At 74.1% G+C, this 17,879-nt stretch carries 20 protein-coding genes; 6 read left to right on the top strand and 14 right to left on the bottom strand.

The genetic code is table 11. The features are described 5' to 3' along the window. Nucleotides 1-286 precede the first annotated feature (286 nt). The gene (locus AB0N04_RS06265; protein ID WP_360210626.1) at nucleotides 287-2,281 is read left to right on the top strand and encodes a discoidin domain-containing protein; all 1,995 of its coding nucleotides are present in this window, start codon (nucleotides 287-289) and stop codon (nucleotides 2,279-2,281) included. Nucleotides 2,282-2,395: 114 nt separating this feature from the next. On the opposite strand, the gene AB0N04_RS06260 is transcribed toward AB0N04_RS06265, so the two are convergent. Continuing rightward, nucleotides 2,396-2,773 (bottom strand): peptidoglycan-binding domain-containing protein, encoded by a 378-nt coding sequence (locus tag AB0N04_RS06260; protein WP_360210446.1) that lies wholly within the window; start codon nucleotides 2,771-2,773, stop codon nucleotides 2,396-2,398. Nucleotides 2,774-3,080: 307 nt separating this feature from the next. Beyond that, the gene (locus AB0N04_RS06255) at nucleotides 3,081-3,701 is read right to left on the bottom strand and encodes a TOPRIM nucleotidyl transferase/hydrolase domain-containing protein (RefSeq protein ID WP_360210448.1); all 621 of its coding nucleotides are present in this window, start codon (nucleotides 3,699-3,701) and stop codon (nucleotides 3,081-3,083) included. A 120-nt stretch (nucleotides 3,702-3,821) separates the two neighbouring features. On the opposite strand from AB0N04_RS06255, the gene AB0N04_RS06250 reads away from it, so the two are divergent. Continuing rightward, nucleotides 3,822-4,142 (top strand): hypothetical protein, encoded by a 321-nt coding sequence (locus tag AB0N04_RS06250; protein WP_360210450.1) that lies wholly within the window; start codon nucleotides 3,822-3,824, stop codon nucleotides 4,140-4,142. Between the two features lie 12 nt (nucleotides 4,143-4,154). Here AB0N04_RS06250 and AB0N04_RS06245 read toward each other — a convergent pair whose 3' ends face one another. The 4 genes from AB0N04_RS06245 to AB0N04_RS06230 all read right to left on the bottom strand — a co-directional run bounded on the left by AB0N04_RS06245 (nucleotide 4,155) and on the right by AB0N04_RS06230 (nucleotide 8,089). After that, the gene (locus AB0N04_RS06245) at nucleotides 4,155-5,900 is read right to left on the bottom strand and encodes a methyltransferase (RefSeq protein ID WP_360210452.1); all 1,746 of its coding nucleotides are present in this window, start codon (nucleotides 5,898-5,900) and stop codon (nucleotides 4,155-4,157) included. Nucleotides 5,901-5,984: 84 nt separating this feature from the next. Beyond that, nucleotides 5,985-7,196, bottom strand: a complete 1,212-nt coding sequence (locus AB0N04_RS06240) for a 4-hydroxybenzoate 3-monooxygenase (protein WP_360210454.1) — start codon at nucleotides 7,194-7,196, stop codon at nucleotides 5,985-5,987. A 105-nt stretch (nucleotides 7,197-7,301) separates the two neighbouring features. Beyond that, nucleotides 7,302-7,844 (bottom strand): hypothetical protein, encoded by a 543-nt coding sequence (locus AB0N04_RS06235; RefSeq protein ID WP_360210456.1) that lies wholly within the window; start codon nucleotides 7,842-7,844, stop codon nucleotides 7,302-7,304. Between the two features lie 65 nt (nucleotides 7,845-7,909). Beyond that, nucleotides 7,910-8,089 (bottom strand): hypothetical protein, encoded by a 180-nt coding sequence (locus tag AB0N04_RS06230; protein WP_360210458.1) that lies wholly within the window; start codon nucleotides 8,087-8,089, stop codon nucleotides 7,910-7,912. Nucleotides 8,090-8,435: 346 nt separating this feature from the next. On the opposite strand from AB0N04_RS06230, the gene AB0N04_RS06225 reads away from it, so the two are divergent. The 4 genes from AB0N04_RS06225 (at nucleotide 8,436) to AB0N04_RS06210 (ending at nucleotide 11,561) form a co-directional block, all read left to right on the top strand. Then, entirely contained in the window at nucleotides 8,436-9,176 is a 741-nt protein-coding gene (locus tag AB0N04_RS06225) for a response regulator transcription factor (protein ID WP_360210460.1), read from the top strand. Between the two features lie 8 nt (nucleotides 9,177-9,184). Continuing rightward, nucleotides 9,185-10,702, top strand: coding sequence for a HAMP domain-containing sensor histidine kinase (locus tag AB0N04_RS06220; RefSeq protein ID WP_360210462.1), 1,518 nt, complete (start codon nucleotides 9,185-9,187; stop codon nucleotides 10,700-10,702). Nucleotides 10,703-10,917: 215 nt separating this feature from the next. Further along, nucleotides 10,918-11,352, top strand: coding sequence for a hypothetical protein (locus AB0N04_RS06215; RefSeq protein ID WP_360210464.1), 435 nt, complete (start codon nucleotides 10,918-10,920; stop codon nucleotides 11,350-11,352). Beyond that, the gene (locus AB0N04_RS06210; RefSeq protein ID WP_360210466.1) at nucleotides 11,349-11,561 is read left to right on the top strand and encodes a hypothetical protein; all 213 of its coding nucleotides are present in this window, start codon (nucleotides 11,349-11,351) and stop codon (nucleotides 11,559-11,561) included. Before AB0N04_RS06215 ends, AB0N04_RS06210 begins: the two co-directional genes overlap by 4 nt. 98 nt (nucleotides 11,562-11,659) lie before the next feature. Here AB0N04_RS06210 and AB0N04_RS06205 read toward each other — a convergent pair whose 3' ends face one another. The 8 genes from AB0N04_RS06205 to AB0N04_RS06170 form a co-directional block, all read right to left on the bottom strand. Further along, on the bottom strand, nucleotides 11,660-12,241 hold the full coding sequence (locus tag AB0N04_RS06205; protein ID WP_360210468.1) for an AAA family ATPase: 582 nt from the start codon (nucleotides 12,239-12,241) through the stop codon (nucleotides 11,660-11,662). A 130-nt stretch (nucleotides 12,242-12,371) separates the two neighbouring features. Beyond that, the gene (locus AB0N04_RS06200; protein WP_360210470.1) at nucleotides 12,372-13,550 is read right to left on the bottom strand and encodes a methyltransferase domain-containing protein; all 1,179 of its coding nucleotides are present in this window, start codon (nucleotides 13,548-13,550) and stop codon (nucleotides 12,372-12,374) included. A gap of 3 nt (nucleotides 13,551-13,553) precedes the next feature. After that, a complete protein-coding gene (locus AB0N04_RS06195) occupies nucleotides 13,554-13,697 on the bottom strand; it encodes a hypothetical protein (protein ID WP_360210472.1) in 144 nt (47 codons plus the stop codon). A gap of 270 nt (nucleotides 13,698-13,967) precedes the next feature. Further along, nucleotides 13,968-14,819: a helix-turn-helix transcriptional regulator gene (locus AB0N04_RS06190; protein ID WP_360210474.1), complete on the bottom strand. Its 852-nt coding sequence runs from the start codon at nucleotides 14,817-14,819 to the stop codon at nucleotides 13,968-13,970. A 13-nt stretch (nucleotides 14,820-14,832) separates the two neighbouring features. Next, nucleotides 14,833-15,357 carry a DUF6879 family protein gene (locus AB0N04_RS06185; RefSeq protein WP_360210476.1) on the bottom strand — a complete coding sequence of 175 codons (525 nt, stop codon included), beginning with the start codon at nucleotides 15,355-15,357 and terminating at the stop codon, nucleotides 14,833-14,835. Then, the gene (locus AB0N04_RS06180) at nucleotides 15,329-15,571 is read right to left on the bottom strand and encodes a hypothetical protein (RefSeq protein ID WP_360210478.1); all 243 of its coding nucleotides are present in this window, start codon (nucleotides 15,569-15,571) and stop codon (nucleotides 15,329-15,331) included. The genes AB0N04_RS06185 and AB0N04_RS06180 overlap by 29 nt, the downstream gene beginning before the upstream one ends. A 149-nt stretch (nucleotides 15,572-15,720) precedes the next feature. Beyond that, entirely contained in the window at nucleotides 15,721-16,119 is a 399-nt protein-coding gene (locus AB0N04_RS06175) for a MauE/DoxX family redox-associated membrane protein (RefSeq protein ID WP_360210480.1), read from the bottom strand. Between the two features lie 112 nt (nucleotides 16,120-16,231). After that, nucleotides 16,232-17,860: an AMP-binding protein gene (locus tag AB0N04_RS06170; RefSeq protein WP_360210482.1), complete on the bottom strand. Its 1,629-nt coding sequence runs from the start codon at nucleotides 17,858-17,860 to the stop codon at nucleotides 16,232-16,234. Nucleotides 17,861-17,879 lie beyond the last annotated feature (19 nt).

The raw sequence follows: 17,879 nt of genomic DNA, 5'->3' as shown, positions 1-17,879 counted from the left end.
CCGGGACGTCCGGGAGTCGAGTCCGGGCCGAGTCCCGGAGCACCCGGGAGCCCAGTCCGGGCACGGCTATTGACTACCAGTCCAACAGTGGCGATTCTCGTCACAACCGAGTGCGCGGTTCATGACATCCGGCCCGGACGGGCCGGTCCGCACGTCCCGGACGGTGCCCGGTGCCCGTCCGCGCCACCCCCTCACCTCGGACACGGGTGGTGACCCCTTGCACCGACTTCCTCACGGCAGACGCGGATTAGCCGCGCTCCTGGCCGCCCTCCTGACCCTGGCCGCCATGGTGCTCGCCGCACCGGCGCCCGCCGCACCCGGCACGGACGGCTGGTGGAACCCGACCGCGCGGCCCTCGCCCGACTCCCGGATCAACGTCACCGGTGAGCCCTTCCGCGGCACCGACGACCAGGGCCGGGTGCGCGGCTTCGTCGACGCCCACGACCACATCATGGCCAACGAGGCGTTCGGCGGCCGCCTCATCTGCGGCAAGTCCTTCTCCGAAGCGGGCATCGCGGACGCCCTGCAGGACTGCCCCGAGCACTACCCCGACGGCTCGCTCGCCATCTTCGACCTCATCACCAAGGGCGGCGACGGCAAGCACGACCCGGTCGGCTGGCCCACCTTCAAGGACTGGCCGGCCCACGACTCGCTCACCCACCAGCAGAACTACTACGCGTGGATCGAACGGGCCTGGCGCGGCGGCCAGCGCGTCCTGGTCAACGACCTCGTCACCAACGGGGTCATCTGCTCGGTCTACTTCTTCAAGGACCGCAGCTGCGACGAGATGACCTCCATCCGCCTCCAGGCGCAGAAGACGTACGACCTGCAGGCCTACGTCGACTCGATGTACGGCGGGCCCGGCAAGGGCTGGTTCCGCATCGTCACCGACAGCGCACAGGCCCGCGAGGTCGTCAAGCAGGGCAAACTCGCCGTCGTCCTCGGCGTGGAGACCTCCGAGCCCTTCGGCTGCAAGCAGATCCTCGACGTCGCCCAGTGCAGCAAGGCCGACATCGACCGCGGCCTGGACGAGCTGTACGGGCTGGGCGTGCGCAGCATGTTCCTCTGCCACAAGTTCGACAACGCGCTGTGCGGGGTGCGCTTCGACGAGGGCGCGCTCGGGACGGCCATCAACGTCGGCCAGTTCCTCTCCACCGGCACCTTCTGGAAGACCGAGAAGTGCGCCGGGCCGCAGCACGACAACCCGATCGGGCTCGCCCCCACGCCCGCGGTGCAGCAGCAGCTCCCCGCCGGGGTCGCGGTGCCCTCCTACGCCGGCGACGCGCAGTGCAACAGCCGCGGGCTCACCGAGCTCGGCGAGTACGCGGTGCGCGGGCTGATGAAACGCAAGATGATGCTCGAGGTCGACCACATGAGCGTCAAGGCGGCCGACCGCTCGTTCTCCATCCTGGAGTCCGAGTCCTACCCGGGCGTGATCTCCTCGCACAGCTGGATGGACCTCGACTGGATCGAGCGGGTCTACAAGCTCGGCGGCTTCGTCGCCCAGTACATGAACGGCGCCGAGGCGTTCAGCGCGGAGGCCAAGCGCACCGACGCGCTGCGCGACAAGTACCACGTGGGCTACGGCTACGGCACCGACATGAACGGCGTCGGCGGCTGGCCCGGGCCGCGCGGGGCGGACACCGCCAACCCGGTGCACTACCCGTTCCGCAGCCAGGACGGCGGCTCCCTCATCGACCGCCAGACCACCGGCTCGCGCACCTGGGACATCAACACCGACGGCGCCGCGCACTACGGCCTCGTCCCGGACTGGCTGGAGGACATCCGGCAGGTCGGCGGCCAGGACGTGCTGGACGACCTGTTCCGCGGCGCCGAGTCCTACCTCACCACCTGGGGGGCCTCGGAGCAGCACCGGTCCTCCGTGAACCTGGCCGCCGGCCACCCGGCGACGGCCAGCACCACCGAGTGGTGGAACCCGTTCGTCAGCTACGCGCCCGGCCGGGCCGTGGACGGCGACACCGGCACCCGCTGGGCCAGCGAGTGGAGCGACGACCAGTGGGTCCAGGTCGACCTCGGTGCCACCACCCTGGTCGGGCGGGTCACGCTGGACTGGGAACGCGCCTACGGGCGGGCCTACCGGATCGAGGTCTCCACCGACGGCAGCACCTGGCGCACGGCGTGGTCCACCGCCACCGGGGGCGGCGGCCTGGAGACCGCCCGCTTCGCCGGTGTGCCGGCCCGCTACGTCCGCGTCCACGGGGTGCAGCGCGGCACCCAGTGGGGGTACTCGCTGCACGAGGTCGGCGTCTACAGCGCGTAGGCGCCGCCCGCGGCCGACGGCCGCCCCGGGCCCGGAGTGGCACTCCGGGCCCGGGGCGGCCGCGCGTGCGTCCGGCCGGCTACCGGCTACCGGCTACCGGTCAGGGGCCGCTGGCTAGCGCAGGGTCGGCAGGGAGCGGTAGCAGCCGAAGGAGTCCTTGGTGGACTCGACCATGACGTCGCCGGTCCGCGGGCCGACGACGCCGTCCTGCTCCAGCGAGGCCCACTTCTGGATGGCCACGATCGCGCCGTAGGTGTCCGGGCCGAACCGGCCGTCCACCGCGATCTCCTTGTACCCGGTCTGGTAGTGCAGGGAGTTGGACGTCTGCTGGACGCACTTGACGCTGGCGTACGCGTTCGCCTTGCCGTAACCGACCCAGAGCGAGCCGGAGTTGGGTATCGCCTGGGCGGTGCCGCCCAGCAGGCCGGCGGTGACGAGCCCGGTCGTGGCGAGCAGGAACGCGCCGCGGCGCGCGGTGGAGTTGCGGTTCAAGGGGACCCCCGTAAGCGTGCAGGATGAAAGATCGTCAGGGTCCGCACCATACAACGGCCCACCGACACTCACCTGCGGTTTTCCCGGCGGGGCCGGGGACCGCTCCCCCGGTCGCCCGTTCCCGTTCCCCGTTCCCGGCGCAGGCTGCTCGCGATGGCCCGTGGGGTGGCCACCGCGAGATCGCCCCAGTGGACCGCGGGCGGCCGGGCGGGCGCTATCCGGAAACGGCGGACGGCCCCGCCGTTTCCGGACAGCCGTTTCCGGGGAGTCGTTTCCGGCCAGCCGGTGCCGGCCGGCCCGGTGCGGCTCACAGGCTCGCGAGCAGCGCGGCGAGCGGGGCGGGCACCCGGTCGGGGGCGAGGGCGCCGGCGAGGAGGCCGCCGTAGCGGATCTTGCGGCCCTTCTTCGTGCCGAGGAAGCGGCGCAGCCGGTCCTGCGGGGGGCGGTCGCGCTGCGCGGGCTGGCGCACGAAGGTCTGCCAGGCCGGGAGGTCGCCCTCCGCGCGCAGGACCTCCTCGACCCCGGCCACACCCAGGGCGCGGATGAGTTCGTCCTCCAGGTCCGCCGCGCAGACGAAGACCGCCCGGTGGGGCGCGGCGCCGGCCCGGTCGAGGGCGCGGTCGTAGAAGCGCTGTTCGCCCTCGTCGCAGAGGCCGACCAGGCGCAGCCCCAGTCCCGACGGGCCGAGCAGGGCGGCGTAGCGGCCCACGCTCATCGCCCCGCCCATCGGCTGGACGCACACCCCCTCGGCGGGCAGGTCCCGGCCGGTGAGCGCGGCCAGCGCGTCGACGGCCGCGAGGTCGCTGGGCCCCTCCAGCAGCACGGCGGTCCGCACTCCCAGCAGCCCGGCCAGTTCCCGCGCGGGTTCACCGGGGCCGCCCGCCGCCCAGCCCGCCACCGCGTCCCGCAACGCCTGCATGTCCACCATGGGCTGATTCTGCAGCTGACCGGGTGGCCCCGGCACCGCCTTTTCCGTCCGCCGGGGCCCGTCGGTTGTCGGTGGCGCGTGGGAGGGTGCGGTCCACGGGGCTGCGGGGACGGGGGCGCTATGGGGTACGTGGGCGGGGTCTGGCGGTTGGTGCAGGGCGGGGAGCCGCTCGGCGGGATCGTGGTCGACGACGCCGACTTCCCGTGGCTGCACGGTCGTTTCGTCCCGACGGAGGCGTTCGCGCGGGTGCGGCCGTGGTTCGACGAGTGCCTCGACCTGCTGGAGGCCGAGCAGTTCGAGCGCTTCGACGACTGCTACGACCGCATCGCCGCCTCCCTCTCCCTGGTGTCCCCGTCGGGCCCCGTCCCGGAGTTCCTCCTGCACGTCCGGGACACCCGCGCCTGGTTCCGCTGGAGCGACACCCCCTTCGACCCCGCCTGACCCGGCTGGACGTCAGGAGGGCCCGACGGTGGTGGTGGCCGGGGTGGGGTGGGGTGGGCGGGTGGGGCTGGGGAGGGTGGCCCTGCGGGCGTGCAGGAGGGTGGCGCCGAGGGGCAGGGGGGTGCGGTCGAGGAGTTCGAGGCCGGCGTCGGCGAGCAGGCGGGCGTAGTGGTCGGCGCGGCGTTCGCGGCCGCCGGTGTTGCACCGCATGTGGAGGTCCCAGGCGGTGGCCAGGGAGGTGGAGGCGTCGGCGGGCAGGACGCGTTCGACGATGAGCAGGTCGGCGTGGGCGGGCATGGCGCGGGCGCAGTGGCGCAGGATCTCGCGGCAGCGCGCGTCGTCCCAGTCGTGCAGGACGCGGGAGAGCAGGTAGAGGTCGGCGCCCGCGGGGACGTCGGCGAAGTCGCCGCAGCGGTAGGTGCAGCGGTCGCCGCAGCCGGCCGCGTCGAGGGCGTGGCGGGCGGCCTCGACGACGTGGGGGCGTTCGAGGAGGACGCCGTGCAGGTGGGGGTGGGCGGTCAGGATGCGTCCGAGGAGTTCGCCGTTGCCGCCGGCGATGTCGACGACGGTCCTGGGGGCGGGTGAGCGGCCGACGGCGGTGACGGCCGGGTGGGCGGGGACGGGTTCGAACATGCGGGAGCTCGCGGCCATGGACCGGTCGAAGAGGTCGGCGAGTTCCGGGTCCCGGGCGAAGTGGTCGAAGTGGTTCTCGCCGAAGAGGTGGTCGAAGGCGGCATCGCCGGTGCGCACGGTGTGTTCCAGTGCGGCGAAGGACTGGTAGAAGGGGCCGCCGTACATCAGGGCCAGTGCCCGCATCGAGTCCGGGGTGTCGGTGCGCAGCAGGGCGCCGAGGCCGGTGAGGCGGAAGCCGTCGCCGTCGGGGGTGACGACGTCGAGCATGGCGAGGTAGTGCAGGAGGGCGTCGAGGGTGTCGGGGTGGGTGCCGGTGTGCCGGGCGAGGGTGGCGGTGGTGGTGGCGGTGCGGGGGTTCAGGGCGTCGGCGAGGCCGAGGCGGGCGCAGACGGCGAGGGCCTGGGTGGTCCAGGCGCCGGTGAGCAGGTGCAGGAGGGTTTCGGCGGGCTGGTGGGCGTGGTGGCGGGCGAGGTGGGTGGCGAGGATGTCGGGGTGTTCGCCGCGGACGTGGAGTTCGAGGCGGCGGTAGGCGGCCTTGGCGTCGGTGGGGGTGGTGAAGTAGAGGACGGTGGCGTCCTCGTGGGGGTTGTAGCCGCCGCCGTCGGGGGTGGCGTCGTGCCGGGCGAGGAGTGCGCACAGGCCGCGCAGGACCAGCGGGTCGGGGTGTTCGACCTCGAGGGCGAGGTGGGCCTCGTGCTGGTGGGCGCGTTCGTGGGCGGCGATGCGGGTCAGCGGGGAGCCGGGCGGGACGGTCAGGGCGAAGACCTCGACCTCGCGGGGTTCCCGGCCGGGGCCGAGCACGGCGGGGCGCAGGATCCTGACGTCGAGTGCGGCGGGGTCGTGGTGGTGGCGTCGGGCGAGGCGGTCGCGGACGACGACGCTGGGGATCGGGGGTGTGTCGAAGGCCATGCCGCAGGCGGCGAGTTGGGCGTGCAGGGTGGGCCGGTCGGGCGGGAAGACGAGCAGGGCGGCGTGGGCGAGGCGGCAGTGGGCGGCCAGGGCCCACAGTTCGGGGCCGTCGAGGCCGGGGAGCAGGAGCGGGAGCAGGGTGGCGGTGTCCTGTTCCCTGACGAAGGCGGCGGCCTGGCGCAGGCGGGTCTCGTCGTCGGGGGGTGTCGTCGTCATGGCGGGGTGTCCTCGGTGCAGGTGCGGGGTGCAGGGGTGCGGGTGCGGGGGTGCGGCGGTCTTGGGGGGGGACGGGCGGGCGGTTCAGACGCCGACGTAGTTCTCGGCGAACCAGTCCTGGTGGGTGCGGGAGGTGCGCAGCGATGCGAGGCGGGAGCGGCGCAGGGATTCGTGGAAGAACGATTCGCCGTGCGGTTGGCCGGGTTCGGCGTGCAGCAGCCGGATCATCCAGAGGGAGAAGTCCTGGGCGCGCCAGATGTGGGTCAGGGCCTGGGCCGAGTAGCGGTCGAGGGCGCCGCGGTCGCCGTGGGCGAGGGTGTCGGTGAGGGCGTGGGCGAGGAGTTCGGCTTCCAGGACGGCGAGGTTGGCGCCCTTGGCGGCGGAGGGGCTGATCAGGCTGGCGGCGTCGCCGGCCAGCAGGAGCGAGCCGTGGCGCAGTGGCTGGACGACGTCGGATTCCAGGTCGACGACGGTGCGGTGGGCGATCGGGCCGTGGTGCAGGGGGCCGTGGTCGTCGGTGCGCATCCGGGTGTCGAGTTCGTGCCAGATGCGGTCCTCGGTCCAGGCGTCGGCGGGGGTGCCGCGCTCGTACTGCAGGTAGTAGCGGGTGACGTGGGGGGTGCGGGCCATGTGGCCGGCGAAGCCGTGGGGGTGCAGGGCGTAGCCGACGGCGTCGAGGCTGGGCGGGGCCTGGGCGAGCAGGCCGAGCCAGGAGACGCCGTGGTCGCGGTGGTGGCGGACGGTGCCGGGGGGCAGGGAGCGGCGGGCGGCGCCGTGGCGGCCGTCGCAGCCGGCGACGTAGCGGGCCTGCCAGTGGTCGGGGCGGCCGTCGGCGTCGCGCACGGTGACGGTGGGGCGGGTGCTGTGCGGGTCGGGGACGGCGAGGGCCTCGGTCTCGAAGTGGATGCGGCCGCCGGCGTCGAGGTAGTGGGTGAGCAGGTCGGTGACGAGGTCCTGTTGCGGGTAGACGGTGTGCTGGTCGCCGCGGCCGAGGGTGGCGTAGTCGAGGCGGAAGCGGCCGTCTTCGGTGCGGAACTCGCAGGTGCCGTGCCGGTGGCCGCGCCGGTGCAGGCCGTCGGCGAGGCCGTGGCGTTCCAGGGTGCGCACGGTGGTGGCGGCGAGGAAGCCGGCGCGGGCGCGGGCCTGGACGTGGGCGCGGGTGGCGCGTTCCAGGACGGCGCAGTCGACGCCGTTGCGGTGGAGGAGGTTGGCGAGGAGGAGTCCGGCGGGCCCGGCGCCGAGGATGACGACGTCGGCGGTATTCCGGGGTGCTGGGGTGTTCTGACGTTGCGTCACAGGGAGTGGATCATAATCGGCGCGAAATACATCGAAGTGCAGAAATCACCCGAAGCAGTGAATAGGGTGATTTCCTTCTCGGTGGCGGGCCCTGGGGGCGGCCCCTCAGAGCACCAGTTCGACGAGCCCCGCGACCAGCCCGACGGCGATGCCCAGGACCGCCACGGCGCCGAGCCCGACGAAGAGGCTGACCACCAGCGCTCCGCCGTCCGGGGCCCTGCCGCGCCGGGCGCCGACCAGCAGCCAGCCCGCGGGGGCCGCGCCCAGCGCGAGGATCACGGCCGCCACGATGCCCGCCTTCACCGCGGGCGAGGACGAGGGCTCGTAGGCCACGCCGCCCACCAGGCGCACCGTGAGCCGGGCACCGGCCGGGTGCTTGTCGGTGGCGCCCCTCACCAGGATCGGGCGGGCCTGCGCCGGTGGGGCTCCGGCGGGCGTGAAGCGGCCGGCGCAGTCGGTGCCGTCGTTGTCCCCCTCGCTGTCGTACGCGTCGTAGCAGCGTTCCACCAGCACCACGCCGTCCGCGGGCCCCAGGCCCATGGCCGCCGCGATCCGGTCCGCGGCCGCCCACCAGGCCAGTGACACCGCCGCCGCCAGGAACGCCGTCGCCAGTACGGCCGCCGCCGCCCGCGCCATCGTCCGCCCCATGCCCCGCCCCCTCCGCGTGCCCGCTCCCCCGCACCGCTCCCCTGCCCGGTGGAGGCGGGCCGGAATCAGTTTCCGGAGAGGGTGGCGATCAGGCCGATGACTCCCACGAGGCAGGTGATGACGGATATCGCGAGCATGATGGTGTGGCTGCCGCCTTCGGGCGGGGTCTTCGTGACGCCGTAGCTTCCGGCACCGGCCATTCCGCCGAAGAGGAGGAATCGGGACGCTTCCATCACGGTGGTCATGATTTCTCCCCTCGGGGCCGCCAAGACACTGTGCCGGGAAGATAGTTCAGGAGAACAGCCGCTTCGGTGGCGGGGCCGGAAGGCGTGCACGCCGGGCGAGGCCGCGCGCCGGACGAGAATTCCCGGGGGGCGTGTCACGGCATTTCCAACAATGAATCCGGGGGCCGTTTCTCCCTCGCCCCGGGCCGGCCGCCGGAATTTCCCCGGAACCCGGCTCCGATCGCCTCCCGGACGGACGGGAAGGGCTCCACGGGCCGTCCAGGTGCGCGCGGCGGCGCCCCTCCCCCGCTGCCGCGGCCCACGGGTCGTGTGAGAGAGTCGGCGGCCCGAAGGCGAGGAGAGGGCGATGGACGGGAGCGGGAGCGGCGCGGCGGTCGGCGCCGGCGGCGGGGCCGGGAGCGGCGGCCGGGTCCTGGTGGTGGACGACGACGCGGCGATCCGGCGCACCCTGGAGCGCGGCCTGCGGCTGAGCGGGTTCACCGTCGCGCTGGCCGAGGACGGCGAGAGCGCGCTCGCCGCGATGCAGCCGGCCGCACCGGACGTCCTGGTGCTCGACGTGTCGATGCCCGGCATCAGCGGTGCCGAGGTGTGCCGCACGCTGCGCGCCCGCGGCGACGACGTCCCGGTGCTGATGCTCTCGGCCCTGGACGAGCCCGCCGACCGGGTGGCCGGCCTGCAGGCCGGGGCGGACGACTACCTGGTGAAGCCCTTCGCCCTGGAGGAGCTGGTGCTGCGGCTGCGCGCCCTGCTGCGCCGCCGCCCGCCGCAGCCCGCCGACCGGGTCGCGGCCGGGCCGCTGCTGATCGACCCCGGGACCCGGCAGGCCCTCCTCGACGGCGAGGAACTGCGGCTCACCCGGCGGGAGTTCGAGCTGCTCACCCAGCTGGCCAGGAACGCCGGGCTGGTGCTCTCCCGCGAACTGCTGCTGGAACGGGTCTGGGGCTACGACTTCGAGGTCCGCAGCGACGCCGTGGACACCTTCGTCAGCTACCTGCGGCGCAAGACCGAGGCCGGCGGCCGCCCCCGGCTGATCCACACCGTCCGGGGCGTGGGCTTCGTGCTGCGCGCGCCCGGCGGGAACGGGTAGCGGCCGCCGTGAGGCTCTCCACCCGGATCGCCCTGTGGGCCGCCGCCGTGGTGCCGCTGCTGGTGGTGCTGGCCGGACTGCTCCTGCTGCCGCTGGTCGGGCGCGACCTGCGCCACCAGCAGGACACCCGGCTGGGCGACCGGGCCGCGGCCGTCCTGCCGGGCGTGCGCGCCCTGGTGGCCGCCGACACCAAGGGGCGGCCCAAGGTCGAGCAGAACCAGCAGCGCAAGGTCCTGGACGCCGCCCTGGACTCGGGCGTGCGGGTCGCCGCCGCGGACGGCACCGTCCTGCTGTCCGTCGGCCCGCAGCCCGCCGACCCGCAGGCCTTCCCCACCGCCCCGGGCGGCCCGGCCACCGTCCACGACCAGGGCGGCGCCTGGCGGGTGCTGACCGTCCGGATCTCCGGCACCGGGGCCAACGGCGGCAGCGGCACCCTGTGGGTGGTCGCACCCGCCGGGCAGGCCGACACCCAGACGGCGGCGGTGCGCCGCCGGGTGCTGCTGGTGGCGGCCGTCGCCGCGCCGGTCGCCGCCCTGATCGGCTTCGCCCTCGCCGAACGCGCCACCGCGCCGCTGCGCAGGCTCAGCCGCCGGGCGGCGCAGCTCGACCCGGCCGCGCCCCCGGCCGCCGGTGACGGGCCTGCCTCCGATGGGAGTCCCGGCGCCGGCGGCGGACCGGTCGGCGCGCAGTTCACCGCGGAGCGCAGCGGCACCGTCGAGGTCGACGAACTCGGTGCCGCCCTGGCCCTGTTGCTCTCCCGCTACGACGAGCAGGCGCGGCGCACCGCGCAGGCGCTGGACACCGCGCGCTCGTTCTCCTCCGCCGCCTCGCACGAGCTGCGCACGCCGCTGATGAGCCTGCGCACCAACCTGGACGTGCTGGCCGCGCATCCGGACCTCGCGCCCGGCGAACGGGCCGAGGTGGTGGCCGAGTTGCGCGAGGACCACGCCCGGGTGCTGGACCTGCTGACCGCGCTCGGCATGCTCGCCCGGGGCGACCTGGTGGAGGCCGACTCCTTCGGCTGGGTCGACCTGCCGGACCTCGTCGACGCGGCCGCCGCCGAGGCCCGGCGCCGCCACCCGGAGGCCGTCCTCACCGTGGACGTCCCGGCGGAGCTGCGGGTGTTCGGGTGGGAGTCCGGGCTGCGGATCATGCTGGCCAACCTGCTCGGCAACGCCGCCGTGCACGGGCGCGTCGGCACGGATCCGGCCCGGGTGGCGGTCCGCCTGACGGCGGCCGGCGCGCTCGCGGTGCTGACCGTCGACGACGCCGGGCCCGGGGTCGCGCCGGGCGAGCGGGAGGCGGTCTTCCACCGCTTCCACCGGCGCCGCGACAGCCCCGGTTCGGGGCTCGGGCTCACCCTGGTCGCCCAGCAGGCGGCGCTGCACCGGGGCGGCGTGCGGATCACGACGCCGCCGGACGGGGCCGGGTGCCGGGTGGAGGTCGGCCTGCCGCTGCCCGTCAGCGAGGCACCGACCGTGGAGCTGCCGGGGCGGCGGGACTGGATCTCGGGCGAGCAGCACTGAGCGACGGCGGCGGCCGGGCTTCGGGCGCCGGGCTTCGGGCGCCCGCCGAGCCGCCGTGGGCGTTCCACAGGGAATCCACAAGAAGCCGTCCTACGCTCCCGGTCGTCCGGCGCCCCCGGCCGCACGTCGGGGGGTCGCCGGGTCTGGACGCTCGTCCGTGACCGGCGCGCTGCGCGCCGCGCCCGCGGACGCAACGGAAGATGGAAGGGACTCCCATGCTCGTCAACCGCATGCCCGTCGCCCGCCGGGCCGCCGCCCTCGGCGCCCTCGCGCTGGCCGGCTCGCTGCTGGCCGTCGCCCCCGCCCAGGCCGCCGGCTCCGGATCCTCGGCCTCCGGTGCCCCGACCGCCAAGGCGGCGCCCACCGGCGACGGCGCCAAGGGCATCTGCAAGCGGCTGCCGAAGACCGAGGAGCGGGTCACCAAGGCGCTCGCCCGGCTGGGCGGCGACGCGACGGTGGTCGGCTCGGTCTCCCGGCTGCAGCAGCGGGTCACCAACGCCAAGACCGCCGGCCACACCGAGATCGAGACGCTCCTGAACGACCGGCTGACCGCCCGCAAGGCCCTGGTCACCACGCTGCAGACCCGTCAGAACGACCTCAAGTCCGTGGCGACCTGGTGCGCCGCCAACGGCGAGGGCGGCTCCAAGTGACCCGCCGCCCGGCCACCGTGCTGGCCGCCCTCGTCCTCGCGGGGACGGCCCTGCTGACCGGCTGCGGGCCCTCGGGCTCCGGTGCGGGCGCCGACAAGGGCGCCGGGGCCGCCGACAGCGGGCAGGTCCAGGACATGCAGCACAAGCTCGACGCCGCGGAGAGCGCCGCGGCCCAGGCGGACGCGGACACGGCGGCCGACAACGGCTGACCGGGCGGGCGCCCCGGCCGCGCCCCGGACCGGGGTCGGATCCGGGGCGCGGTGCCGGGGCGCGGTGCCGGGGCACGGTGCTCTCCGCGGCGTGGGGGTCAGAGCCCGAAGTGCCGCACGGCGCGCTCGGCCACCGCGTCCGGTTCCAGGTGCGTGTTGTCGATCCGCAGGTGCGCCCCGGGGAGGTGGGCGAAGTCGTCGACCGAGTTGAGGCGGTACCTGGCGTCCATGCCGACCAGGTTGTCGTTGGACCACGCCAGGTCGCGCTTGGAGGCCTTCTCCGCCAGCCGGGACTCACCCGCGTTGCGCTCCAGGCGGACGTCCTGGTCGGCGGAGAGCTCCAGGAACAGCACCCGCGCGCCGCGCTCGCGGAACGGGGCCGCGTAGCGCTCGACGAGCGCGGCGTCCTCGGGGTCGTCGAAGTCCCACACCAGGGTGAACACCAGGCCCGGCAGGTCGCTGGCGGCGGCCTCGGCGAAGATCTGCTCGCGGAAGCCGTGGTTGAGGCGCTGGAACTGCGGCGACTGGTAGTCGAACAGCCTCAGCAGCGGCTCGATGGTCAGGTGGTTGTGGAAGAGCTTGAACCCGGTGCGTTCGGCGATGGCGCCGCCCACGGTCATCTTCCCCACCGCGGCCGGGCCGATGACGAAGAGCAGGGTCGGGCAGGTGCTGTCGGACATCGGGACAGCATAGGCACGTCATGATCTTGGTCGCACACCGGCCCCGGTCAGTGCCGTGACCGGGCCCGGCGCGGCGGCCGGCGCGCCCGCCGCTCGCGGACTCCGAGGTGCCCGGGAGCGGCGGGTTCGGTCAGCCGCCGGTGGGGACGGGGTCGTCGGGACTGTCCAGCCAGGCGGTGTGGCGGTCGGGGGTGACGGTGAGGCCGAAGCGCTCGTGTCCGGGTCGGCCGCGGTCGTCCCACCAACGGTAGACGGCTTCCACCTCGTCCCACAGGCGGCGCGGGCCGGATTGGTACACCTCGTACTCGGTGCGGCCGTGCTCGTGGTCGGCGGAGGCCCAGGACCGCTTGTCCCGGCTGTGGATCCACAACGTGTACGCGCCGTTGTCGTAGCGCTCGGCCCGCCAGAACGCGCCCGGGACTCCGAGGCCGATGACGAACTGCCGGAACCACTCGCCGGTGTCCCACGGGGACAGCGTCGTGGTGCTCCTCACGCCGTCGGCCGGCCACTCCACCCCGTGCAGGTACTCCTCGAACAGCGGCCTTTCGGTGCGCTGTTGACGCAGCCTCATGAATGCGGACCCGCCGGTGAAGTGGCCGACCGCCCGGGTACCGTCGCCGTTCACGGTCAGCCGCACGATCTGTTCCCCGCCGTACTCGGTGCCGAACGGGGCGACGATCACCGCGCCGGGGGCCGACTGCTCCAGCCAGGCCGCGGGGATCTCCAGCAGGGAGCACGTGGCGATGATGCGATCGTAGGGAGCGCCCTGCGGCCAGCCCGCCCGGCCGTCGCCCTCGACCACGGTCGGCGCGAGTCCGGCCCGGCTCAGGTTCTCCCGGGCACCCCGGGCGACGTCCGGGTCGTACTCGACGCTCACCACGTTGGCGTCTCCGAGCCGCCGGGCCAGCAGGCCCGCGTTCCACCCGGTGCCCGTGCCGATCTCCAGCACCCGGTCACCCGGACGCACGTCCAGGTCCCGGAGCATGGAGACCACCATCGTGGGCATGGAGTTGGACGAACTCGGGGTGATCCCGAGGCCGTCCCCCTCGTGGGCGCCGTCGTCCCACTGCGTGGTCAGCGGGATGTCCGAGTAGACCGCCCTGTGCCACGCTTCGGGGTCCTTCGAGCGGTGGACCACGGGGTTCTGCCGGGTGCCGTCCGCGATGCCCGGCCAGATGCGGTCCGGGACGAACCGCTCGCGGGGCACGGCCTCGAAGGAAGGGAGCCAGTCCGGTCGGAGTGCGCCGCCGGCCACCAGCGCGGAGGCGAGCCGCCGGGGGCCCGCCTCCTCGTGCGTCTCTCCGGTCACCGGCTACCTACCGCCCGCCGGGTTCTGGCCGTCCGAGGTGTTGCCGCCCTCGTCCGAGCCGCCACCGCCGTGTCCGGAGCCCTTGTTGCTGTCGTCCTGCTGGTTGCCGCCGTCACCGGAACCGGTGCCGCCACCGCGCTTGCCCATGTCAGGCCCTCCCTGCTGGTCGTGCCCGGCAGGCGGATGCCCGCCGGGTGCTACCGCCCGCCCCGGCCGCTCTTCCCCAGGTCGGCCGGGACGGGGGACCGTGGAGCCCTACCCGCCCCACCGGGGGATTCGGGCGGGCAGGGACCGGGGGCCGCTCGCGGTCGTCTGCGCCATCGACCGCGGCTCCCGTCTCCGGATCCGATCCGTAGCCAGAACGGTAGGGAGGCCCGAACGCGAAGCGCCACGAAGTTCTACGGAGTTCTACGTCAATCACTCCAGGGCGTTGATCGCCTCCGAGATCAGGGTCCGCGCAGCTGCCCCGTACACCGCCAGAGAGGCCAACTCCCCGAACGCCCGGACGTATTGCGCGACCTCCGTGGGCGCAGTGACGGTCACGGCAGCCGTCAGCAGTTCCACGTGGACCCGCTGGTCGTCGAAGACGTTGAATGCCTCCAGGGTCCACATCTCGCGTCGGGCGGAGAACGGAACGATGCCGAGCGACACGCGGGGAAGGCTCATCAGTGCCAGCAGGTAACCGAGTTGGCCGGCCATGGTCCGGGCGTCGCCGACCCGGTTGCGCAACACCGACTCCTCGATCAGGACGGCGAACCGGTGGTCGCCCTCCCGGACCACGCCGTCCGAACGGGCCAGCCGTGCCGCAACGGCCTCCGCCACGTCGTCAGGGGTTCGGTGAAAACGGGCGATGGCCCGCAGCAGTGCCGTCGCGTAGGGCCCGGTCTGGAACAACCCGGGGATGACGTTGGAGCAGTAGACGCGAAAGAGCCGGGTGCGCTGGTACAGCGGCACACGGGACTCCTGCACCCGCCGCAGGCCCGCTCGTTGGACGCGACGCCACTCGACGTACATCGTGTCGGCGGCACGCGATGCCGCGATCAGGTCATCAGCCTGATCGTCGGCACCACACGCCGAGCACCACGCCCGAATGTCCGTGTCGGAAGGCGGAGTGGTCCCGCTGGCGATGCGGGACACCTTCGAGCCGTGCCAGCCCGTGCGCACGGCGATGTCCACCTGTCTGAGCCCAGCGTCCTGGCGGAGCTCCCGCAGCCGTGCGGCCACCGCATCGCGAGCCGCCTGAACACTGGAGGAAGGGGATCGGGCCATGGAGGTGAGAGCGTCAGACCTCGAAGTCCTGGTGAGGAATTCCGCGCTCCCACACCGCCTCGAAGGCGTCCACGCAGCGCTTGACCACCTCGGGGTCGTCACTCATCACGTTGCCCGTGAACGAGCCGTCACCGGAGAACAGGCCGAACTTCGCGACCCTGCCGTCGAACAGCCAGAGATCGTTTCCCGGCAGCATCAGGTCCGAGGCCAGCCGTCGGGGAAGCCAGCGAACGGACTCCCCCGCAGCGACGTTCTGGAAGGTGCACGCGTGCTCGTACCGGATGTAGTCGGTCACGGGCACCGAAACGACCCGTGCCCGGCGGAACTCCACTCCCCGGGCAACCGCCTCTGAAACGGTCGCCAAAAATGGGTTCCACCAAGACGCCCGGTCGTCCGGGTCATGACGGTGACCGGCCTTCCAGGCCGCGAAATCGGCGTCCTCCTCCGCGACGCCGTACACGTCGCGCATCTCCAGGTGAACGGCGCTGTGTCGGCTGGCCGCCAGCAACTCAGCGAACGTCGGCACCCTCTGCGGCACTGCAAGCCTCCCTGATAGCGGCCACCATCCGGGCAGGCACCCGAACGATCGCCTCGGACTCAGGGAGGTGCCCCATGGTGAGGCACTCGGCCTCGGTGTCGGCGTCGGCCTTCCACCCCTGAATCACGATGTCGCGCGTCTCCGGGTCCACCCAGACAGTGGGGCAGTTCTCCCCGTTCGTGTTGGGGTCCTTGGCGATGAACACTAGCTTCACGTTGACCTCCGTCGGCGGTCCGTTCCGCGATGTTCTACGCGGTTCAGCCGACGGAGTACCCATGGACGGGCCATGCCAAGCACAGCCTGCGATCCGGCCTGGTGGATTCCGACGAGCCGGGGGTCGGCGCGAGCGGCCCCGGGGGCCGGTCAGCGGGCGGTGCGGTGGACGTGCAGGGCCCAGAGGGCGAGGGGCAGCTGGAGGGGTAGGCGGGCGGTCGCCAGGTGGCGCCAGGGGGCCGGGCGGTGGCGCCAGTCGCGGGCCATCTTGACGTTCGCCGGGAAGACGGCGGCGAACAGGCCGACGGCGGCCAGCGCGCCCGCCGACCTGGTGCGCGGGGCGAGGACGGCGGCGCCGACGGCGAGTTCGGCCGCGCCGCTGGCGTAGGTCCACGCCCGGGGGCTGCCGGGCAGGGCCCGCGGCACGATGGCGTCGAAGGGGCGGGGCGCGGCGAAGTGGGCGATCCCCGCGGAGACCAGCAGGGCGCCCAGGAGGCGGGCGGGCGTCTGGGACGCCGTCTCGTGCGTCACTGCCGTCGGTTCCGCCACTGCCGCTCCTTCGGGTGCGGCGCCGCGGTGGGGCGCGGCGCCTTGGTTACCGAACAGTAGCGGTGCGGGCGCCCGATGCGAAGAGGGGGACGGGCGGCGGATCCGGGCCGGGTCAGGCGGCGGGCAGGCGGGTGCGCAGCCGGTTCCGGTCGGGCTTGCCCGCGGCGGTGAGGGGGATGGCGGGCAGCAGGTGGAGGGCGTGCGGGGCGTAGAGGCGGCCCCTGCGGGTGGTGACGAACTCCTGCAGCTCGCCCAGGGTGGGCCGGCGGCCGGGGGCGGGGACCACGGCGGCGTGGACCTGCTCGGCCCGGTCGGCGTCCCGGGCGCCGAAGACCACGCACTGGGCGACGTCCGGGTGGCTGAGCAGCAGTTCCTCGACCTCGGCCGGGTAGACGTGGCCGCCGACGACCACGATCATCTCCTTGATCCGGTCGACGACGTAGAGGTAGCCGTCCTCGTCGAGGTAGCCGACGTCGCCGGTGTGCACCCAGCCGTCGCGCAGGACTTCGGCGGTCAGCTCGGGCCGCTTCCAGTAGCCGGTCATCACGTACGGCGAGCGCACCTGGACCTCGCCGGGTTCGCCGGCGGGCAGGGTGGCGCCGTCGGCGTCCCGGACGGCGATCTCCACGCCGGGCAGGGCCCGGCCGACCGTCAGGTGGCCGCCGCGGCCGGTGCGTTCCTGGTCGCCGGGCAGGGTCTGGGTGATGTGCTGGGTCTCGGCCTGCCCGTAGTAGCCGTAGAGGACGGGCCCCAGGGCGTGAGCGGCCTGGCGCAGCCTGGCCGGGGAGGCGGCGGTGCCGCCGTAGGTGATGCGGCGCAGGCTGGACAGGTCGGTGCGGGGCAGGTCGGGGTGGTCGAGCAGCCGGTAGAGCAGCGGTGGTAGCAGCCAGGTGTGGGTGATGCGTTCGCGTGCGATGGTGGCGAGCACGTCGGCGGGGTCGAAGCCGTGGTGCAGGACGACGGTGCCGCCCTGGTGGAGGGTCAGGTCGGTGAAGATGCCGGCGAGGTGGGCGAGCGAGGTGCAGGCCAGGTAGCGGGGCGGGTCGCCGGCGCCGGTGAGGGGCTGGTCGAGGACCTGGCGGTAGGCGCCGTGGGTGGTGCGGATGCCCTTGGGGATTCCGGTGGTGCCGCCGGTGTGGCGGATGCACCAGTCGTCGTCGGGGCCGGCCGGGCCGTCGAACGGGTGGGCGGGGCGCTGGGCGGCCGCGGCGAGGACGTCCTCGGCGGCGCCGTCCGGGCCCAGGCAGAGCAGCTGCGGGGCGCCGGGGATCTGCTGCAGGTCCCATGCGGTGTCGTGGCGTTGTCCGTCGGCCAGGAGGAGGGAGCAGTCCGTGCCGGCCATGATGCGGGCCATCGTCGAGGAGCTCATGCCCTCGTAGAGGCTGACCACCCGGGCGCCGGCCAGGTTGGCGGCGTAGCGGGCGGCGAGGGCCTCGGCGGTGTTGCCGGTGAGCAGGGTGACGGTGGCGCCGCGGCGCACGCCGCGCTCGGCGAGTTCGGCGGCGAGGCGGTGGACCTGGTCGTGCAGGTCGGCCGCGGTGACGACGCGCCCTTCGGCGGTGGTGACGGCCGGGCGGTGCGGGTCGGCGGCCAGGGCGGCGAGGAGGGCCTCGACGTAGCCGCCGGCGGCCTGCCCCGGGGCGTCCGGGCCGCTCGGGCCGGCAGGTCCGTCGGGGTTGTTCGGGCCGCTCGGGCCGGGTGAGGTGTGCGTGGTGTGCGTGGAGGTGCGGGGCCGGGTCATCGTTGGTGTCTCCCCCTCG

The organism is Kitasatospora sp. NPDC051702 (assembly GCF_040681575.1).
Classification (GTDB): Bacteria; Actinomycetota; Actinomycetes; order Streptomycetales; family Streptomycetaceae; genus Kitasatospora.
The sequence above is the reverse complement of the archived record's forward strand: the minus strand, read 5'-3'. Positions and strand labels throughout refer to the sequence as shown.